We start from the raw sequence: 17987 nt of genomic DNA, 5'->3' as shown, positions 1-17987 counted from the left end.
ATAAGTTAATCAGGTTATTTTAAATATCAGTAAGCTTCAGGTATTTGTAAAACTGGTGTACAGTTAGTACTTTCTTAAACTCCTCGTTTTGAAAATAAACTATATTACTTAAATCTTTAGTTTTTTCGTTTGCAGAAGCATTAGACTGAATTACTTTATTAGCTTTGATAGAATACTTTATAATTACTTTTTTGATACGATCACTGGCATAATTACTAAGATTAAGTTCTTGTTGTAAAAGAATTGCTCTTTCTTCTGCTAATATTTCTAACTTTTTATTTATTTTCTCTAGTTCTTCTTCGACTAGTTTTAATTTCTCTTGTGGATCCTGTTCTTCAACTTGAGGTTGTGCGATACCTGTAGTACAAATAAAAAGTAATAGTAAAATTGTAAAAGCTTTCATGACGATAGTTGTTGAGTTTTCTTTATGAAATGTTAAAAATTTGGGTTTCAAAAATATTAATTATTGATTAACAATAGGTTAAAATGTCCAAATACTCGATAAATGTTAATTTTTTTTCGTCAAAAAACCTAAATCACTATGGTTTTGTATTCGTTGTAAGGATGAAATCCCGTAAAATTTATGTTAAATTACCTCGTTCTAATGTGTTGTTTTTGAAGATTTAACCTTTTCGAAAGTGGTTTTAGAGGTCTTAAACTTGACACCATCGATGATTGTAGATGAGGTTTTGATATAAGAAATAATAGTATCGGTTTTTGTGTTAGCAAAACGTACTAAGGTTTTTAATTTAGTTATAGAATCCGAAACAATTTCTGGTTGCCCTATGAATTGTACTTGTTGAATCTCTTTTGCATCTTTAGTAGTAAATAATTCTGAAATACCTCCTTTAATTTTGAATTCAGGGTGTTGTTTTTCTAATATTTGTGTGTCCAGATAATCTTGTAATTTTTCTGAAATTAACACGGCATAAGCATCCTCTATAGCTATAGGAGCAAATTCTTCTTCTAAAAATACGTCTGCAGATGTAACCGACTCTGCTTCCTTATTCATAGAGGCATTGTTAGCACAACTTAGAATCAAAAACAATGATATAACGAATACAAACTGTTTCATGACTTTACACGGAATTTAAGTTTAACAATTTGTTCTTTATGTCTTTTAGATTCAATAATCTCTATGTTTTTTAAGCTGTTTGTAGGAGTTGTAAGTTTATTAATGAATTCGTTTTTAGAATATACTTCTATACCTAAACCAGATGGTAGTACCTGAAAAATAATTGCATCTTTTGCAATCATTCTGGTTAATTCATTTTTTCTGTTTTTCCAATCTTCAATATTTCCATTGGCATAATAATGTAGCATTAATGCATAATCATTGGTACTAACTTGTATAGGTTCATTAGTGATTGATGAAACCGTTCTAAAAATCGTATCTGTTTTATGATAAGGGGATTTGATAACAAAATGAATAAAATCATCTTTTGTTTTCCAACTAAAGCAGCCTAAACTGTCACTTTTGGCATAAAACGGAGATTGTTTATTGTTAAGGATAATGATGTCAATAGGGGTTTTAATAATAGGTTGATTTCTATCCTGATCAATAAAACAAAAGGTAAATGCGTGCGCTTTGGGTATAAAGAAATACGCAGAACTGATGCATAGAATACCAATCAATACTATGCCAATCCATTTGATTGCAAATGGATTTTTTTTCTGACTTATCTTTTCGGTATTTGAAGCTTTAAAATCATTCCAGTTTTTATAACCACAATATTCTGAAAGCAGATGAAGAATATCTATTCGTGGAAGTTTTTCTGAATCGTTTTTAAAGTAACTATAGAAAGATTTTTCACTGATACTTCCTTTTACCTTGTTTTGTAAATCTTCCTGAAACAAAATAATATCCTGTCCTTTCCAAGCAGAAATATCATCGCTCGAGGCAGTGTTTTCTTTTAAAAACTGTTGGGTAACGGCTTTTTTAAGAGAGGAGAATACTATGTTTTCTTCAGATTTAATAATTATAAAATACTGATTATTAATTATTTAAAATTTGTAAAATGATTTACAAAACTTTTACAAACGTTGTACAATAGTACACGTTTTTCTGATACTATGTTTGTTTTCAGTTTAACAAGGTAAAAACAATAAATATGAAAACAAACATTTTAAAATTAATTGGAAACACTATTGTAATAGGTGGTATACTACTTAGCTTTTCTTGTTCGCAAGCCGAAGAAGGATATACCAATATGTCTGAGGATATTGTCATGAAAGAAACTGGTGAAACTCCAAGCCTAAATGCGCTAGAAATAAAAAACGAAGCAGAAATAACAGATATAGATGATAAAAAGGAAGTCATAAAAGAAAGCATTAAAATAATTAAAAATGCGAGTTGTCGTATTAAAGTTGAAAGTGTAGAAAAGGCCACAAGAGCATCAAAAAAGATAGCTGCAAGATTTAACGGTTATATCGCAGATGAACGTTTTATGAATACCAATTATTCTAAGGAAAATAGATTTACTATTAGAGTTCCTCGTGACAATTTTGATATGGTATTAGATAGTATTTGTGGATTGGCTCAATTTATAGATCATAAAAATATATCTACGGTAGATGTAACAGAGGAATATGTAGATATAAGTTCTAGATTAAAAACAAAATTAGAAGTAAAGGAGCGTTATGAAACGATTCTTAGAACCAAAGCCAAAAGTGTAGAAGATGTGCTGCTGGCAGAAGATAAATTGAGAGAGCTTCAAGAAGAAATAGAAGCTGCACAAGGGAGATTGAATTATATGTCTAATAAGGTGTCGTATAGTACTATTCAATTAGATATCTACGAAACAGTTGTTCCTAAAGATGAACCTCAGAAGTATGTAAAAAGTTTTACCGATAAAGCAACTGATGGATTATCTTTTGGATGGAATCTTTTACAAAACTTATTTTTAATTCTATTCTATGTTTGGCCATTACTGCTATTAGGAACGGTGGTTTTTATTTATTTCAAATGGATTAGAAAATAACCTGATATTTTTTAAAAACAACTAAAACATTCTGGACAAAACAGGTTGGATGATATTATTATCTATCCCAAACACTATTGTGGTATTATGTTTGTTCCAGTGTTTAGTGTAACAAAACTAAATAGTATGAAAACAATGAGTATTAAAAAAAGCAGCTTGTGGATTATAGGATTATCCACTTTGTTGATCACTTCGTGTGATCCAAAAACAAAAACGCCAATTACTGTAGTAAGTGATACTACAAAAGAGCAAAACGTAATTATTTCAGAAGATGAAACAGAACCTGCAGAACCTGAAATAACCGATGTAAATGAGGAGCCTGTAATAGAGGAGTTCATTGTTGAAGAGATTGAAGCCCCAGAACCTATTGCACTTGAGTTTGAAGTATTAGAAGATCAAATGGTAGCCGAAACTGTTCCTGGTTTTATTAGCGAAACAGGTGGTGAATCATATAAAGAAGTAATAGAGAACGATTTTAAGAGAGTAAGTCTAGCGCCGCTATCAACTTTTTCTATTGATGTAGATAAGGCATCCTATAGTAATATTAGAAGAATGCTTAACAATGGACAAAGAGTCCCAGAAAATGCGGTAAAACTCGAAGAAATGATAAATTATTTCAAGTACGATTATAAAGAGCCTTTAGATCAACATCCTTTTGCAATTCATACAGAATCTGGTAGTAACCCGTGGAATAATGAAACGCAGTTAGTGAAAATAGGTTTGAAAGGAAAAGAAATACCTGCAGAAAGTTTTCCCGCATCTAATCTGGTATTCTTGATTGATGTTTCTGGGTCTATGAATGATATCAATAAACTACCATTATTGAAAAAAGCTTTTAAGCTTTTGGTAGCTCAATTAAGAGAAAAAGATAAAATATCTATTGTAGTATATGCAGGTGCAGCAGGAGTAGTATTAAAACCGACAAAAGGGAAAAATGAACATAAGATTATTCAGGCTTTGGAGAGTTTAAAATCTGGAGGTTCTACAGCAGGAGGAGAAGGAATTAAACTCGCATATAAGATCGCAGAAGAAAACTTTATCAAGCATGGAAATAATCGAGTGATTTTAGCAACAGATGGCGATTTTAATGTAGGTGTAAGTAGTGATAAAGGAATGAAGAAATTAATTGAAGAAAAAAGAGAATCAGGGGTGTTTCTTACTTGTTTAGGTTTTGGTATGGGCAATTATAAAGACAGCAAATTAGAAGTTCTTGCAGATACGGGTAACGGCAATCACGCATATATAGATTCTATGCAAGAAGCACAACGTGTATTAGGAACCGAGTTTGGAGGTACATTATATACGATTGCTAAGGATGTGAAAATTCAAGTAGAGTTTAACCCAGCCAAAGTGCAAGCATATCGATTGATAGGCTATGAAAATCGTTTATTACAGGATGAAGATTTTATAGATGACACTAAAGATGCAGGAGAATTAGGTAGTGGTCATACCGTTACAGCACTGTATGAAGTAATACCTACAGGAGTACAAAGTGAATATTTAAAAGAAATTTCTGATCTTAAATATGTGCAGAAAAAGGTGAAAGAAGCATATGGAGATGAGTTACTAACTGTGAAATTTAGATATAAAAAACCAAAAGAAAATCGCAGCATCGAAATGACACATGTGTTTAAAACAGATAATGATAGAGAAACATCTACTGATTTTAAATTTGCAGCTTCTGTTGCCTGGTTTGGAATGAAATTGAAGAATTCAAAATACTTGCAGAACCACAATATTCAGGATATTGTTGCTTTGGCTAAAAATAATAAAGGTCAAGATGAAGAAGGATATAGAGCAGAGTTTGTGCGATTAATGAACAGTTATGAAGTAATTGAATAAATTTCCTTAAATCAGAATTCTTTACTAAGCGCATCACACCGATGCGCTTATTTTTGTATTTTGCGGCAATGAAGGAAATCTTGGCAAGATACATCCCTGAACGAGCATTAGAACCTGCATTTGATCTGATTGTGAGATGCAATGTTCATCTCAAAATTGTAAATGAACGTGTTACTCGTCATGGTGATTATAGAAAAATGCCAGATGGGAGGCATCAGATTACAGTCAATGCATCTTTAAATACTTACAGATTCTTGATTACCTTAATCCATGAAATAGCACATTTGGTCGCTTTTGAGAAACATGGTCGATATATCAAACCTCATGGAATAGAGTGGAAGCGAACGTTTCAACAGTTGATGTTGCCTTTTATAAACCCTGATGTTTTTCCTTCCAAATTACTGCCTGTGATTGCCAATCATTTTAAGAACCCAAGAGCAAGTAGTGATACAGATGCAAAACTATCCTTAGCACTAAAACAATATGATCCAGAGAATGATAAAAATTATATCTTTGAAGTACCTTTAGGAAGTAGGTTTAGATTGTATAATGGGAAAATATTTCAAAGAGGAAATAAACGCGTGAAGCGTTATGAATGTGTCGAATTAAGTACGGGTAGAATATATCTATTTAACCCCAATGCTGAAGTCGAATTACTAAATTAATTATGGACAAAAATTATTATGCCATCTTGATGGCAGGAGGAGTCGGATCAAGATTTTGGCCTGTAAGTACAACAGAATTTCCGAAACAATTCCACGATATGCTGGGAACTGGAGAAACTCTGATTCAACGTACCTTTAATAGGTTAGCAAAAATTATCCCAACGGAGAATATATTTATACTCACTAATGAACGATATAATGATTTGGTGTTAGCACAACTGCCAGAAGCCGAACAACGACAAGTAGTTACTGAACCAGCCATGCGCAATACAGCTCCTTGTATCTTATATGCTGCATTAAAAATTCAAAAAGAAAACCCAGATGCGGTGATGGTAGTAGCACCAAGTGACCACTGGATTGAAGATGAAGATGCATTCACTGCAAATTTAAAATTGAGTTTTGAGGCTTGCTTCAAACAAGATATATTGATGACTTTGGGGATCCAACCTACATTTCCGAATACGGGCTATGGGTATATACAATACAATAAAGAAACGAATGCTATAAAAAAAGTAGCTCAGTTTACAGAAAAACCTAATTATGAAACCGCTAAGCGGTTCTTGGACCAAGGTAATTATCTCTGGAATGCTGGGATTTTTATTTGGAGTGTACAAAGTATCGTGAACGCTTTTGCATCTTTCCAGAAAGAAATGACTGCTTTATTCGAAAAAGGGTCACTTGTCTATAATACAGAGCAGGAAAACGATTTTATAGCTAAAAATTATCCGCTTGCAGAAAATATATCTATAGATTATGCTATTTTAGAGAAAGCAAAAAATGTATTTGTACTTCCAGCCACCTTTGATTGGAACGATTTAGGAACTTGGGGATCATTATATGATAAACTAGAGAAAACAGAAGCTAATAATGCAGTAGTGAATGCTAGAGTATTGGCAGAAGATGCATCAGGTAACATGATAAGAACTTCTGGAGATAAAATTGTAGTGGTTGATGGGTTGGAAGATTATATCATTGTGGATAAAGAAGAAGTGTTGTTGATTTATCCTAAAAAGAAAGAACAGGATATTAAGCAAGTGCTTAAAAAAGTAAAAGATACCTACGGAGAAAAATACGGATAATACTAATGGAAGAGAATACAAACCAACAAATTAATGTAGATCACGAAGAGAATAAAGAATCGGTAAAAAGAGATGCCAAAGGTCTTTTTGTAAGTATCAAATTATTTCTTTCTGGTTTATTAGATATTCGCTCAGATACAGATAGAGATCAGACGATCGAAGATGTTAAAAACGATATCCCGTTTAAGGGACATACTGCTTGGATTCTTATATTTTCAGTGTTTGTAGCATCGATTGGACTGAATGTGAGTTCTACCGCTGTAGTGATTGGTGCGATGTTAATTTCTCCATTAATGGGACCAATTGTAGGTGTTGGCCTTTCTATTGCAATTAATGATATTGATACACTAAAGCGATCCTTTGTTAATCTTGGAGTAATGGTTGGATTAAGTGTATTAACTGCAACCTTATATTTTGCGGTATCTCCGTTAACAACACTTACACCCGAATTAGAATCTAGAACAGCACCAACAATTTTGGATGTTTTTGTAGCAATTTCTGGAGGATTAGCGTTGATCGTTGCTAAATCCAAAAAGGGAACTATGCCCAATGCCATTGCAGGAGTAGCGATTGCAACAGCCTTAATGCCTCCTTTGTGTACTGTGGGATATGGTATTGCTGTATTACGTTTAGAGTATGCAATTGGTGCGATGTACCTGTTTAGTATTAATGCTATTTTTATTGCGTTATCTACCTTTATTGTGGCCAAATTGTTACGTTTCCCAATGCTACGTTATGCAAATTCGGCAAAAAGAAAATTCATTGCTAGAATGGCTTCTATCCTAGCTATTGTAATGATGATACCTGCGATTTATACCTTTTATATCATCTTAAATGAAACCAATGCAGAACGTGACTATAAAAGTTTTATGGAGAATGAGATTGGAACTAATGAAAGTCTATATTTAAGGAAACCGTTTTATGAATACGAGAATAAAACTATTAAATTATATTTTGACGGGGAAATCTCGGATGCAACTGTAAGTGATTTGCAAAATGAGCTTAAGAATTATGAGAGTATTAAAGATTTTACGCTAAAAATTAGCGGTAATAAAGCTAGAGGAATTGAGCAGATTTCTAAAGCCAATGATCGATATATTGTAGAGATAAACCGTTTAGAAACAGAGAACGAAGCGTTGTTAGATAAAGTCGAAGATCTAAAAATAAGACTTGCCCTTATGGAAACTCAATTGGCCGAGGCACAGAAAGTAATTCCTGTAGAAATCTTACCGTATAACAATATTGCTAAAGATGCTAAAATCCGTTTTCCTGATTTATCTGAGTTAGGGTATGGTGAAGTCCTGCAATCCAATTTCTTAAAAGTAGATACATTAAAAGTTATTTTCCCTGAATGGAAATTCCAGGTATCTGATAGCCTTAATGATCTTAGAAATAAAGATTTACGAGAATGGATTACTGGTGAGCTAAAAGCTGATACATTGTTGGTTAAGTGATAATATGATGTATCAATAATGGATGTTAAAGGTTAGACAAATGAGAAGTAATTGTAATTTATTTCTGTATGTATTAGTATTTACTTTATTTAACTGTACTCACTACACCGAATACAAAACAAAAAAAACGAATAATGCGGAGGATTTTTTTGAATTGTATGATAATGGATACATTTTTATTGAGAAGGGTGATTTAATTGAAAAGAAAATTGTGAATGATAAAGTAATTAGTAGGCAACTTTCATCAAATACCTATGATACTATTTATAAACCAGATCAAGAAATATATAAAAACATAGATAATGTAGTCGCGCTAAGTGATATTCACGGACAATACGATTTAGCTATTGATATTTTAAAGAACAATAAGATAATCAATAACACATTAGACTGGAATTATGGAAAAGGACATTTAGTAATTGTAGGCGACATATTTGATCGAGGGTCAAAGGTCAATGAAATGCTCTGGCTGGTTTATAAACTTGAAAAACAAGCAAAGAATGAAGGAGGTAGAGTTCATTTTATTTTAGGTAATCACGAGTATATGGTTCTTCATAAAAATCTTAAATATGTAGATGAAGAGTATTTGTTGATTACCAAACTACTTGATATGGATTACGATCAACTATACAGCAATAGAACAATTATAGGACGATGGTTACGCTCTAAACCAACGATCCTAAAAATCAATGAAGATATTTTTGTACATGGTGGAATTTCTAAGGATTTCTTATCTAGTAATAGCTTTAACATAAAAAAGATTAATGAGGTAATGAGAAAATCTATTGGTCGTAGTAAAGAAGAAATGACTGCAAAAGGTTTTTATGATAATTATTTTGGAAAAAAAGGGCCAGTATGGTATCGTGGCTATTTTAGGGATAATTTGGAAGATCAACATATCTCTAAAATACTTAAGCAAATAGATTCAGATCATATAATAGTAGGTCATTGTTCTAATAATGAAGTGGTGCAATTATTTGATAATAAAATTTTTGGAGTTGATTCAAGTATAAAAAAAGGAGAGTATGGAGAAGTTTTATTCATAGAAAAAGGTATATATTCTAGAGGAACAAGAAATGGCCGTAGAGTTCAGTTTAATAAACATTAGACTACCAGAAAAATAAGATTGATTTAGTATTGTAGAATGAAATTAAAAAAGAATAACTAATTCGGTATAATTTTTCTAAAGCCCCTTCAACTGAGCATCTCTTACTTTCTTAAATAAGTTCGAAGAATACACGAATTCGGTCACAGCTTCGTTATCGGTCTGGAAGATTTGAGATTTATCTCCTTCCCATTCTAAATGGCCGTACCTAAGGAAAATGATCTTTTCTCCAATTTCCATTACCGAATTCATATCATGCGTATTGATAATGGTCGTGATGTCATTCTCCTCAGTAATTTCTTTAATCAGGTTATCAATAACAATTGCTGTTCTAGGATCTAATCCAGAATTAGGTTCATCACAAAAAAGATATTTTGGTCTGGTCACAATAGCTCTTGCAATTGCCACACGCTTCTGCATTCCACCACTAATTTCTGATGGAAGTTTACCATTCGCATTTTCCAGATTTACACGGTTCAACACTTCGTTTACACGTGCTAACATTTCATCTTTTTTCTGTTTGGTAAACATCATAAGTGGAAACATTACGTTTTCTTCTACTGTCATAGAATCAAATAAAGCACTCCCTTGAAATACCATACCCATCTGTTCTCTTAGATCTCTTTGTTGTTCTTCATTTAGATCAGAATACGTGGCTCCATCATAGCAAATGCTTCCCGTTTCTGGTGTAAATAACCCAAGCATACATTTCAGGAAAACTGTTTTACCACTTCCACTGGTTCCAATAATCAAATTGGTCTTTCCTCTTTCAAAAGTAGTAGTTATTCCTTTTAGAATCTCTTCACCATTAAATGCTTTATGTATGTCCTTTACTTCTATCATCAGCTTAATAATAATTGGGTTAATACATAATTAGCTATAATAATTACTACAGTAGTCCATACGAACGCTGAGGTACTTGCTTTACCAACTTCTAGAGCGCCTCCTTTCATATAGTACCCATGAAAAGAAGGTATCGTAGCTAATAAGAAAGAATATAAAAATGTTTTTATAAAAGCATAAACCAGATGAAACGGAATAAAATCTTCTTGCAATCCACTTATAAATTCGCTACTCGAAACAAATCCTCCATAAACACCAGCAATATATCCGCCAAAAATACCAACAAACATCGCTATCGCAATGACAAAAGGATACATCAACATCGCAATGATTTTCGGAAAAACCAAATAGTTTAGCGAGTTGATTCCCATTACTTCTAAAGCATCTATTTGCTCAGTAACTCGCATTGTACCAATACTAGATGTAATAAAAGATCCTACTTTACCAGCCATAATAACAGATATAAAAGTTGGAGCAAATTCCAGAATTACCGATTGTCGAGAGGCAAAAGCAATTAGTTGTTTAGGTATTAGTGGGTTGTTAAGATTTAATGCCGTTTGTATCGCAACAACTGCTCCGATAAAGAAGGCTAAAAATACGGTAATACCCAAAGACCCTATGATTAGGTCATCTATTTCCTTTAAAATTAAATTTCTAAGAACAGAGCCTTTAGTCATTCGACTGAAAACTCCTTTAAGCATTAAAAAATAACGACCAATATCGTCTAGATAAAACATATGTCCTACATTAGAAGGGCTAAAATAGAAAAAAAATTAGGGACAGCATGTAACCTTCTATTAAAGTTTTACATTTGCATAAATGCTATTTTAGCGATTTAAATTTTAAAAAGTAATGGTAAAGAAAGTATTCTTAATTCTTGGGGTAGTTCTGTTTTCTATACAATGTAAGTCACAACAAGTACAACCAGATCCAAATTCGAATGAGTTTTCTAAAGAGAAAGCAATTAATGTATCTCCGAAACTGGTAGTTGGGATGGTAGTGGATCAAATGAGATATGATTATCTAACACGTTTTTATGATCGCTTTAGTGAAGGTGGTTTTAAACGAATGATTAAAGAAGGATTCAATTGTAAGAATAATCATTTTAATTATATACCTACATATACAGGACCTGGACATGCATCAGTGTTTACAGGTACAACTCCACAAAATCATGGGATTATCTCTAATTATTGGTATGATAAATTTAGTAAAAAAGGAGTGTATTGTGCTAGTGATCCTTCGGTTTTAGCGGTTGGATCGGATAGTGAATTAGAGCGAATGTCTCCACATCGAATGAAAACAACCACAGTTGCGGATCAGAATCGACTGCATACGCAATTAAGAGGTAAGTCCATCGGAATCGCTATAAAAGATCGAGGAGCAATATTGCCAGCTGGACATTCAGCAAACGGAGCATATTGGTTTAGAGGAAAAGAAGAAGGAAAATGGATTACGAGTACTTATTATAGAAATAATTTACCAGATTGGGTACAACAATTTAATGATTCTGATCAAGCAGAATCCTATTTAAAAGTTTGGAACACTCTATATGATATCAATTCATACACAGAAAGTGGAGCAGATTTAAATAATTTTGAAAGAGGTTTTAAAGGAAAGGAAACAGCTACATTTCCGTATGATTTAAAAGCTTTAAAGGATCAGAATGAAGGTTATGATATTATCAAAGGATCGGCTTATGGTAATAGTTTGACAGCTGATTTTGCTATTGCTGCAATAGATGGTGAGGCATTAGGAAAAGATGAAATTACTGATTTTCTAACAGTCAGTTTTTCTAGTACAGATTATGTTGGGCATAATTTTGGAGTAAATTCAAAAGAAATTGAAGACACTTATTTGCGATTGGATAGAGATTTAGAGCGATTTTTTGTTGCATTAGATGAAAAAGTGGGGAAAGGGAATTATACTGTTTTCTTAACAGCTGATCACGGAGCTGTTCATGTTCCATCATATTTACAAACAGTGAAGATTCCTTCTGGTTATTTTAATATGGATACCTTATCGACAAAAGTTAAATCTTATGTAAAAGAAAGATATAAAGTTGATGGGTTGATCGAGAAAATAGACAATGATCAAGTCTTTTTTGCATATGATACATTAGCAAAGAATAATGTAAGTGCTCAGGATTTAGAGAAAACTATTGCGCATTATATCCTACAATATGATCAGATTGATAAAGTGTTTACGAGAGAACAATTACAAACAGGGATGTTTACTGAAGGAACTGCCGCTTTGATCCAAAAAGGATATAATCAAAAAAGGAGTGGAGATGTGGTGTTTGTGCTTAATCCTGCTACTATTGTATATTCTTCCACAGGATCTACACACGGAAGCGGTTTGAATTATGATACTCATGCTCCTTTATTGTTTTTTGGTAAAGGAATAAAACGAGGAAGCACAACACGAAGAACCACGATTCCAGACATAGCACCTACGATTTCTGCATTGTTAGGAATTACATTCCCTAATGGAGCTACAGGTGATGTGTTGCCATTTGTACTAGACTAAGAATTATTTTTTAATTTTTGATATATGGATTGTGCACTCAGTACTGCGCCTTCCATATATCCTCCATAGGCAGGAGCAGTTTCTGATCCAGCAATAAATAATTTGTTATCAAAAAACCCTTTTTGATAACTCGTATGTCCATTATTTTGATGAGGAAATATGAATTTCTCTAAAGATACAGAAGTATAAGATTCGTTTTTCCATACTGTTTCTTCGTATGCCAAATATTCTAAAGCGTCGTTTCCAAATAATTTCTGTAGCTGGTTTACTACCTTAGATGTTCTTTGTGTTTTAGAATATGTATACATTTCGTTTTGTAAAAACCCCTTTAATGCGAAACGAGTATTTTCTGCATTAGAGTGATCATATAGTTCGGTGATTGGACCAACATTACTGAAAACTGTTCCTGAATAGCTTTTTTCCTTCCAGAAAGCTCTATTATAAGAAATTCCAAATTTAATAGAGTTTCCCATCCAAGTATGAGTTTTATTCGCTACATCAATAATAACTTCGGGTAATGAGGGTTTAAATTGTATCGAATGCATTAAAAGCATTGGAGGAATTGTAGAAATTACCTTCTCTGCCTTGTATACCTGTGTTGAAGAATTAATTTCGAAATGTTTATCAGTATACGTTATGTGCGTTATTTTTTCGTTTAAAACTAACTCTTCTTTATCAAGAATTTCAGAGAGCTTATTAATAATTGAAATTGTCCCTCCTTGTACTCGATAACTAGGTTCTTGGTTATTAGGAATTTTAAATTCCTGTGGTGGCGCTGTAGAAAGTGATTCAAAAAGAGCAATCCCTTCCATGAATTGCTCAAAAACAGGAAGATCTAATTCTTCCAGTAGTTTACCCAATTCTTGATGTTGAGAGCTTAACCAAGTAGCACCCATTTCTATAGGAGTATTATTTTTGGATTGTAGGGTGTGTATTCTTCCGCCAATTCTATTTCTGGCTTCAATAACCTTAACAGATATTCCTTCTTTTTTTAGCTTGTAGGCAAGTAATAAACCTGTTAATCCAGCACCGATAATTAATATTTCTGACTTCATATAGTATATAAATATACAGTGTAAAACGTACTGTACAGAAGTTTTACACTGTATATGATGTGTTTAATCATCCATAAGATGTGTTCCGTGCACAACAGCAGCTCCTGCTCGTAGCGCAGCAGACACAAAAGTAGCTTCTGCAAGCTCTTCTTGAGTTGCACCTGCTTTTATTGCATTTTTCTTGTGGATTTCGAGACAATATGGGCATTGAGTAGTCAATGCAACTGCTACTGCCATAAGCTCTTTATATTTTGCAGGAATTACTCCTTCTTGCAAAGCAATACTATCAAAAACCTGAAAAGCTTTCATAGCTTCTGATGCATTGTTGCCAAGTGTACCTAATTTTTTTAGGTGATTCATATCATACATACTTCGATATTTTTTAAGATTAATTTCTTCCTGCAATTACACCTCCATCGGTATCCCAAATAGCTCCAGTTACCCAAGAAGCTTGATCAGATAATAAGAATGTAATACTATTAGCTACATCTTGAGCAGTTCCGTTTCTTCCAATAGGGTGAAAATTATTAAAACCTACTAATGCTTTTTTAGCTTCGTCAGCTCCTCCAAAAACACCATTATACACTGGTGTTTCTACTACTGCTGGTGATACCGCGTTTACTCGAATTCCGTGATCTGCTAACTCCATGGCTAAATGTTGTGTTAGAGAATGTAATCCTGCCTTTTGCATAGAATATGCAGAAGAAGGAGTAGCTTTTACAGCTTGCTTTGCCCACATCGATCCTACATTTACGATAGAACCAGAATTCGTTTCTTTCATTTTCTTGGCAGCCGATTGTGTAATGAAAAAGAATCCTCGATTTAGATCTTGGTAAGAGTCATAGTCTTCTACAGTATGATCTAAAAATGCTTTTGGGCCAAAAATCCCTGATGCGTTAACCAGATAATCTAACTGATCTAGCTTAGAGATAGTTTCAATAAGCTGATTTACATTGGTGGTATTTGTAATATCAACCTGATGTTTAATAATGTTATCGGCATCGGGGATTTTAGAAATATTCCTGCCTACTACATGAACAGTAGCTCCTCCTTCTAGTAAAGAATTTACTGTTGCCTTACCTATTCCGCTTGTTCCTCCTATTACTAGGGCCGTTTTGTTTTTGAATTGTGTCATTGTATAAATATTTAATAGTTAAGATATGAACAGACAAGTCTGTCTTTTTTATTATAAATTTTTTTATTCAATAATTTTTTGACATAAAGATAAAGAGGCTTCTATAGGCCACGTATTTTGATGTAATTTACTCTCTGAGATCGCTCCTTCGTATAACAAGTAAACCTTTCTGGCAAGCATTTTATTAGCTTGATCAGAATTTTGATTACAATTTTCTATAACAAGATTTTCTATAAAATCTATAAAATCGTTCTTCTGTTGTTGAATTTCGGTACGAACAGTTTCATTCTCTTTGGGCATTTCGGTATATGTATTTAAACACCAACATCCGTTAAAATCTTTCTGATCAAAGAAAAGCGTAAGAAAGTTAAATAAGGCATAGATTCGTTCTTTTCCTGATGGCGCTGTAAGTACAAAATCTCGTATATCTTTAGTAAAGGTGCTATTCTTAAATTGGAGATACGCTATACATATATCTTCTTTAGATGGGAAATGGTTATATAAAGTAGCCTTAGCAATTCCAGCTTCTTTAATAATTTCATTAATTCCAGTAAGATTATACCCCTTATTATAGAATAAGGAAGAAGCAGTTTCCACAATATGATCTCTTACTTTGGAATGTTTCATCTGTTTAATATTACTGTCTTTTTAAAGTTCAGATGAAATTACATAGAACTGTTTTCAAAATCAAATTGAAACAGTGAGTATGCTTATTTCATAATGCAAATATATACAAAAAAAACAAAACTAGACAAGTCTGTCTAGTTTTGCGAATAATTTAACAGAAATCACACTGTTATTTGACGATTGGGTTGGTTATAGGGATCGAGTTTTTTTGAATGTTTTTAATTCTCTATTCTACAGTAGTGTATCCTGTATATTTGGCGCTATAGGCCATTGGTGATTCGGTTTTTACGATTTGAATGTTACTACCTGTACGCTCTCCAAATGTTTCAATTCGACCAGAATTAATTAGACTAATATTATCAATCTTGCTAATAGCCCATCCTGGATCTTCATATTTTATAGCTCTTCCACCTTTTCCAGAATTGATGAATAATAAATTGTCAATATTCAATTTCTGAACTCCCCAAAGTAATACTACACTGCCTAAATCTTTATTATTTACATCTATAAATGTAGAGTTTGTAAGTTCTAGGAATGGTCCTGTGGTACTTTCATCATTACCCATTCTTAATAAGGAGATAGCGTTTCCCATTACTTTTTGGAAATGACAATTATCAATGTTCACATATTCAGCATTGTAACGACCTCTGGCATCATTTTCTCCATCCAAACTAATAGCATTACCAGAAATTTTTTGAAATTTACAATTCTTAAAACTCAAAGTGTCTGCATAGGTATTCTTAAATGCCCGAAACGCTGTTTTTCGACTTGCATCGAAGTTTTTAAATTCACAAGACTCGACTTTTAACTTATAATGAGCAATCATTGGTTTGTTAGAAGTGCTAATGCCTGCAAACGCAATTCCATTATCGGATGCACCATCAAATATTACTCCTTTTATGCGTAAGCTTCCACCGTTTTCGATAACGACAAGTGGTAACTGCGATTCGTTTTTCTCGTATTTAAATATGGTTGGTTTCTCTGGATCAGTGGCGTTAATTGTTATAGAAGTATTCAATACTAAAGGTTCTGAAAAAACATATGTTCCAGATGTTAACTCTATGATATCACCTGATTTAGCTTGCTTAATAGCGTTGTGTAATGCTCCATTATTATTGGTTGTCACCTTGATAATATTTGGATCTTCAGTGTTGATTTCATAATATTTTGATTTTGGAGTATACCAATTAGGTCCAACCTCATGTTTTGTAATAGGAAGTTCTGGTTGGTAACTTTCGTTTTTTAATAAGCCATCTTTAGGGTCTTTTGAAAATGTTATTTCAGATTTTTTAAACCCCTTATGACTAAAACTTATATCCGAAGATACCACAGTGTTTTCAGTAAAGGAGAAAGTGCTATAGTCTGAAATTGCTTCAAATACTTGTTTTCTTGTAGGATGATAGAAAGTGTTATTGGTAAATCTGATATGCTGAGGTGGATCTGTTCTTTCGTTATCGGCTCCAACTCCAAACTGGATATGATCACATTTCAAGAATTTGTTTCCTATGATATCCGTATTTTCTGCTCTGTGATATCTGTTGATTAAGGAGTTGGGTACTCCATTCATTACGGGAAGTGCTCCAAAGAAACGTTTCCCTTTTAACTCTTGGAAATGATTATTCTTGATGGTGTGGCCTTCATTAATCACTCGAACGCCTCCTGTACCAGGTTTGTTATTGCCAATAAAGAAATTGTTTTCTATTAGATTTCGATTTCCGTGTCTTAAAGCTAATACTCCAGCGGATTCATAAAATACATTATTGCGTACGATATTATCGCTTGACTTAAGCGAAACAATTTCTACTTCACCATCACATTGTTCAAAATAGTTGTTTTCAATTAATGTTCTTGATGGACTTAATGAGTATGTAGAAACTCCCACACGCAATGTTTCGCCTCCATTAGATCCTAGGTTCGGTCTGTATCCAAAATGATTATGATCAATGCGATGGTAATTTTCTAAGCTATTTTTATTATTTAATTTGACTACTAATGTCACACCAGCATTTAATTTTCCTCCAAAGTAGTTGTGATCTACTCGATTGTTTTTTCCATGAAGATGGATCCATTCAGATTTGTCAAATCGATTTGTTGGGTTAAAATGATCAATTGCAATTTCTGTAAGTCTACAGTTTTCGGCTAACTTTCCATCATCTGTTTTGAAAATAATTAAAGCATCTTCTTCAGTATATCCATCAGCAAAAACCAATCCTTTAATAATAATATGTTTGCCGCCAATTTTTAGAGAAGTATTTCCTGATAGAATCACTTTTCCTTTTTCTTGAGCTTTGATTGTAATAGGTTTTTTTATCGTTCCTTCTGTTGCTATTACAAAATGTGCATCAGTCCAGATACCATTACTTAATATAATTTCATCTCCAGGTTTCGCTTGCGTTATTGCTTTGTTAAATTCTTCTACTGTATTTACAATCCCAGAATCATTCTTTTGGCCCTTGTTATTTGTTTGCGAGCAAGAATTTAGAATTAATATTATAGCCATTAAATAGCCATAAAGTCTACTTTTTTTCATGTTTTTTTGTTGAAATGTTTGTATTGAACGTTCCCATTAAACTATAAAATTGTCTAATGCTTCGTAAAAAGTAGATACTTGTAAGTTGTGTGTGAGAGCAATTTAGGTCTATTTTTTATAATAACCAAGCTTGATAAGAAGA

The 17987-nt window shown here is 32.9% G+C and carries 17 protein-coding genes; 7 read left to right on the top strand and 10 right to left on the bottom strand.

Going from position 1 to position 17987, the window contains the following annotated elements:
- Nucleotides 1-19: 19 nt before the first annotated feature.
- The 3 genes from QBK95_RS04490 to QBK95_RS04480 form a co-directional block, all read right to left on the bottom strand.
- Complete coding sequence (locus QBK95_RS04490) at nucleotides 20-403, bottom strand: hypothetical protein (protein WP_280931008.1); 384 nt, start codon at nucleotides 401-403, stop codon at nucleotides 20-22.
- 198 nt (nucleotides 404-601) lie between these two features.
- Complete coding sequence (locus QBK95_RS04485; protein WP_280931006.1) at nucleotides 602-1075, bottom strand: hypothetical protein; 474 nt, start codon at nucleotides 1073-1075, stop codon at nucleotides 602-604.
- A complete protein-coding gene (locus QBK95_RS04480; protein ID WP_280931004.1) occupies nucleotides 1072-1857 on the bottom strand; it encodes a hypothetical protein in 786 nt (261 codons plus the stop codon). The genes QBK95_RS04485 and QBK95_RS04480 overlap by 4 nt, the downstream gene beginning before the upstream one ends.
- A 254-nt stretch (nucleotides 1858-2111) precedes the next feature.
- Between QBK95_RS04480 and QBK95_RS04475 the strand changes: the two genes are divergently transcribed.
- From QBK95_RS04475 to QBK95_RS04450, 6 genes are all read left to right on the top strand, one after another.
- Nucleotides 2112-2981, top strand: a complete 870-nt coding sequence (locus tag QBK95_RS04475) for a DUF4349 domain-containing protein (protein WP_280931002.1) — start codon at nucleotides 2112-2114, stop codon at nucleotides 2979-2981.
- A gap of 126 nt (nucleotides 2982-3107) precedes the next feature.
- A complete protein-coding gene (locus QBK95_RS04470) occupies nucleotides 3108-4823 on the top strand; it encodes a vWA domain-containing protein (RefSeq protein WP_280931001.1) in 1716 nt (571 codons plus the stop codon).
- 68 nt (nucleotides 4824-4891) lie between these two features.
- A complete protein-coding gene (locus QBK95_RS04465) occupies nucleotides 4892-5488 on the top strand; it encodes a SprT-like domain-containing protein (RefSeq protein WP_280931073.1) in 597 nt (198 codons plus the stop codon).
- A gap of 2 nt (nucleotides 5489-5490) precedes the next feature.
- Nucleotides 5491-6567 carry a mannose-1-phosphate guanylyltransferase gene (locus QBK95_RS04460; protein WP_280930998.1) on the top strand — a complete coding sequence of 359 codons (1077 nt, stop codon included), beginning with the start codon at nucleotides 5491-5493 and terminating at the stop codon, nucleotides 6565-6567.
- A gap of 5 nt (nucleotides 6568-6572) precedes the next feature.
- Nucleotides 6573-8021, top strand: a complete 1449-nt coding sequence (locus tag QBK95_RS04455) for a DUF389 domain-containing protein (RefSeq protein ID WP_280930996.1) — start codon at nucleotides 6573-6575, stop codon at nucleotides 8019-8021.
- A gap of 40 nt (nucleotides 8022-8061) precedes the next feature.
- A complete protein-coding gene (locus tag QBK95_RS04450; RefSeq protein WP_280930994.1) occupies nucleotides 8062-9129 on the top strand; it encodes a metallophosphoesterase in 1068 nt (355 codons plus the stop codon).
- Nucleotides 9130-9204: 75 nt separating this feature from the next.
- Here the strand turns inward: QBK95_RS04450 and QBK95_RS04445 are convergent, their stop codons facing one another.
- Both QBK95_RS04445 and QBK95_RS04440 read right to left on the bottom strand, forming a co-directional pair.
- Nucleotides 9205-9969 (bottom strand): ABC transporter ATP-binding protein, encoded by a 765-nt coding sequence (locus QBK95_RS04445; protein WP_280930992.1) that lies wholly within the window; start codon nucleotides 9967-9969, stop codon nucleotides 9205-9207.
- Nucleotides 9969-10706: an MlaE family ABC transporter permease gene (locus QBK95_RS04440; protein ID WP_280930990.1), complete on the bottom strand. Its 738-nt coding sequence runs from the start codon at nucleotides 10704-10706 to the stop codon at nucleotides 9969-9971. Before QBK95_RS04440 ends, QBK95_RS04445 begins: the two co-directional genes overlap by 1 nt.
- A gap of 115 nt (nucleotides 10707-10821) precedes the next feature.
- Between QBK95_RS04440 and pafA the strand changes: the two genes are divergently transcribed.
- Nucleotides 10822-12498, top strand: a complete 1677-nt coding sequence (pafA, locus tag QBK95_RS04435) for an alkaline phosphatase PafA (RefSeq protein WP_280930988.1) — start codon at nucleotides 10822-10824, stop codon at nucleotides 12496-12498.
- Here pafA and QBK95_RS04430 read toward each other — a convergent pair.
- The 5 genes from QBK95_RS04430 to QBK95_RS04410 form a co-directional block, all read right to left on the bottom strand.
- The gene (locus tag QBK95_RS04430) at nucleotides 12495-13553 is read right to left on the bottom strand and encodes a flavin monoamine oxidase family protein (RefSeq protein ID WP_280930986.1); all 1059 of its coding nucleotides are present in this window, start codon (nucleotides 13551-13553) and stop codon (nucleotides 12495-12497) included. The two genes, pafA and QBK95_RS04430, sit on opposite strands and share 4 nt — an antisense overlap.
- 63 nt (nucleotides 13554-13616) lie before the next feature.
- Nucleotides 13617-13913 (bottom strand): carboxymuconolactone decarboxylase family protein, encoded by a 297-nt coding sequence (locus tag QBK95_RS04425; protein ID WP_280930984.1) that lies wholly within the window; start codon nucleotides 13911-13913, stop codon nucleotides 13617-13619.
- Nucleotides 13914-13941: 28 nt separating this feature from the next.
- A complete protein-coding gene (locus tag QBK95_RS04420) occupies nucleotides 13942-14688 on the bottom strand; it encodes an SDR family NAD(P)-dependent oxidoreductase (RefSeq protein ID WP_280930982.1) in 747 nt (248 codons plus the stop codon).
- Nucleotides 14689-14751: 63 nt separating this feature from the next.
- Complete coding sequence (locus QBK95_RS04415) at nucleotides 14752-15315, bottom strand: TetR/AcrR family transcriptional regulator (protein WP_280930980.1); 564 nt, start codon at nucleotides 15313-15315, stop codon at nucleotides 14752-14754.
- Nucleotides 15316-15541: 226 nt separating this feature from the next.
- A complete protein-coding gene (locus QBK95_RS04410) occupies nucleotides 15542-17845 on the bottom strand; it encodes a chondroitinase-B domain-containing protein (RefSeq protein WP_280930978.1) in 2304 nt (767 codons plus the stop codon).
- Nucleotides 17846-17987: the final 142 nt, after the last annotated feature.

It is taken from the genome of Aquimarina mycalae, assembly GCF_029906345.1.
Classification (GTDB): domain Bacteria; phylum Bacteroidota; class Bacteroidia; order Flavobacteriales; family Flavobacteriaceae; genus Aquimarina.
The sequence above is the reverse complement of the archived record's forward strand: the minus strand, read 5'-3'. Positions and strand labels throughout refer to the sequence as shown.

What these genes read in the sequence shown, in the direction of transcription:
- QBK95_RS04470 (WP_280931001.1), top strand. Translation starts at nt 3,108, where the DNA reads ATGAAAACAATGAGTATTAAAAAAAGCAGCTTGTGGATTATAGGATTA.
- QBK95_RS04425 (WP_280930984.1), bottom strand. Translation starts at nt 13,913, where the DNA reads ATGAATCACCTAAAAAAATTAGGTACACTTGGCAACAATGCATCAGAA.
- QBK95_RS04460 (WP_280930998.1), top strand. Translation starts at nt 5,491, where the DNA reads ATGGACAAAAATTATTATGCCATCTTGATGGCAGGAGGAGTCGGATCA.
- QBK95_RS04430 (WP_280930986.1), bottom strand. Translation starts at nt 13,553, where the DNA reads ATGAAGTCAGAAATATTAATTATCGGTGCTGGATTAACAGGTTTATTA.
- QBK95_RS04485 (WP_280931006.1), bottom strand. Translation starts at nt 1,075, where the DNA reads ATGAAACAGTTTGTATTCGTTATATCATTGTTTTTGATTCTAAGTTGT.
- QBK95_RS04415 (WP_280930980.1), bottom strand. Translation starts at nt 15,315, where the DNA reads ATGAAACATTCCAAAGTAAGAGATCATATTGTGGAAACTGCTTCTTCC.
- pafA (WP_280930988.1), top strand. Translation starts at nt 10,822, where the DNA reads ATGGTAAAGAAAGTATTCTTAATTCTTGGGGTAGTTCTGTTTTCTATA.
- QBK95_RS04450 (WP_280930994.1), top strand. Translation starts at nt 8,062, where the DNA reads ATGAGAAGTAATTGTAATTTATTTCTGTATGTATTAGTATTTACTTTA.
- QBK95_RS04490 (WP_280931008.1), bottom strand. Translation starts at nt 403, where the DNA reads ATGAAAGCTTTTACAATTTTACTATTACTTTTTATTTGTACTACAGGT.
- QBK95_RS04410 (WP_280930978.1), bottom strand. Translation starts at nt 17,845, where the DNA reads ATGAAAAAAAGTAGACTTTATGGCTATTTAATGGCTATAATATTAATT.
- QBK95_RS04465 (WP_280931073.1), top strand. Translation starts at nt 4,892, where the DNA reads ATGAAGGAAATCTTGGCAAGATACATCCCTGAACGAGCATTAGAACCT.
- QBK95_RS04440 (WP_280930990.1), bottom strand. Translation starts at nt 10,706, where the DNA reads ATGTTTTATCTAGACGATATTGGTCGTTATTTTTTAATGCTTAAAGGA.
- QBK95_RS04420 (WP_280930982.1), bottom strand. Translation starts at nt 14,688, where the DNA reads ATGACACAATTCAAAAACAAAACGGCCCTAGTAATAGGAGGAACAAGC.
- QBK95_RS04455 (WP_280930996.1), top strand. Translation starts at nt 6,573, where the DNA reads ATGGAAGAGAATACAAACCAACAAATTAATGTAGATCACGAAGAGAAT.
- QBK95_RS04445 (WP_280930992.1), bottom strand. Translation starts at nt 9,969, where the DNA reads ATGATAGAAGTAAAGGACATACATAAAGCATTTAATGGTGAAGAGATT.
- QBK95_RS04475 (WP_280931002.1), top strand. Translation starts at nt 2,112, where the DNA reads ATGAAAACAAACATTTTAAAATTAATTGGAAACACTATTGTAATAGGT.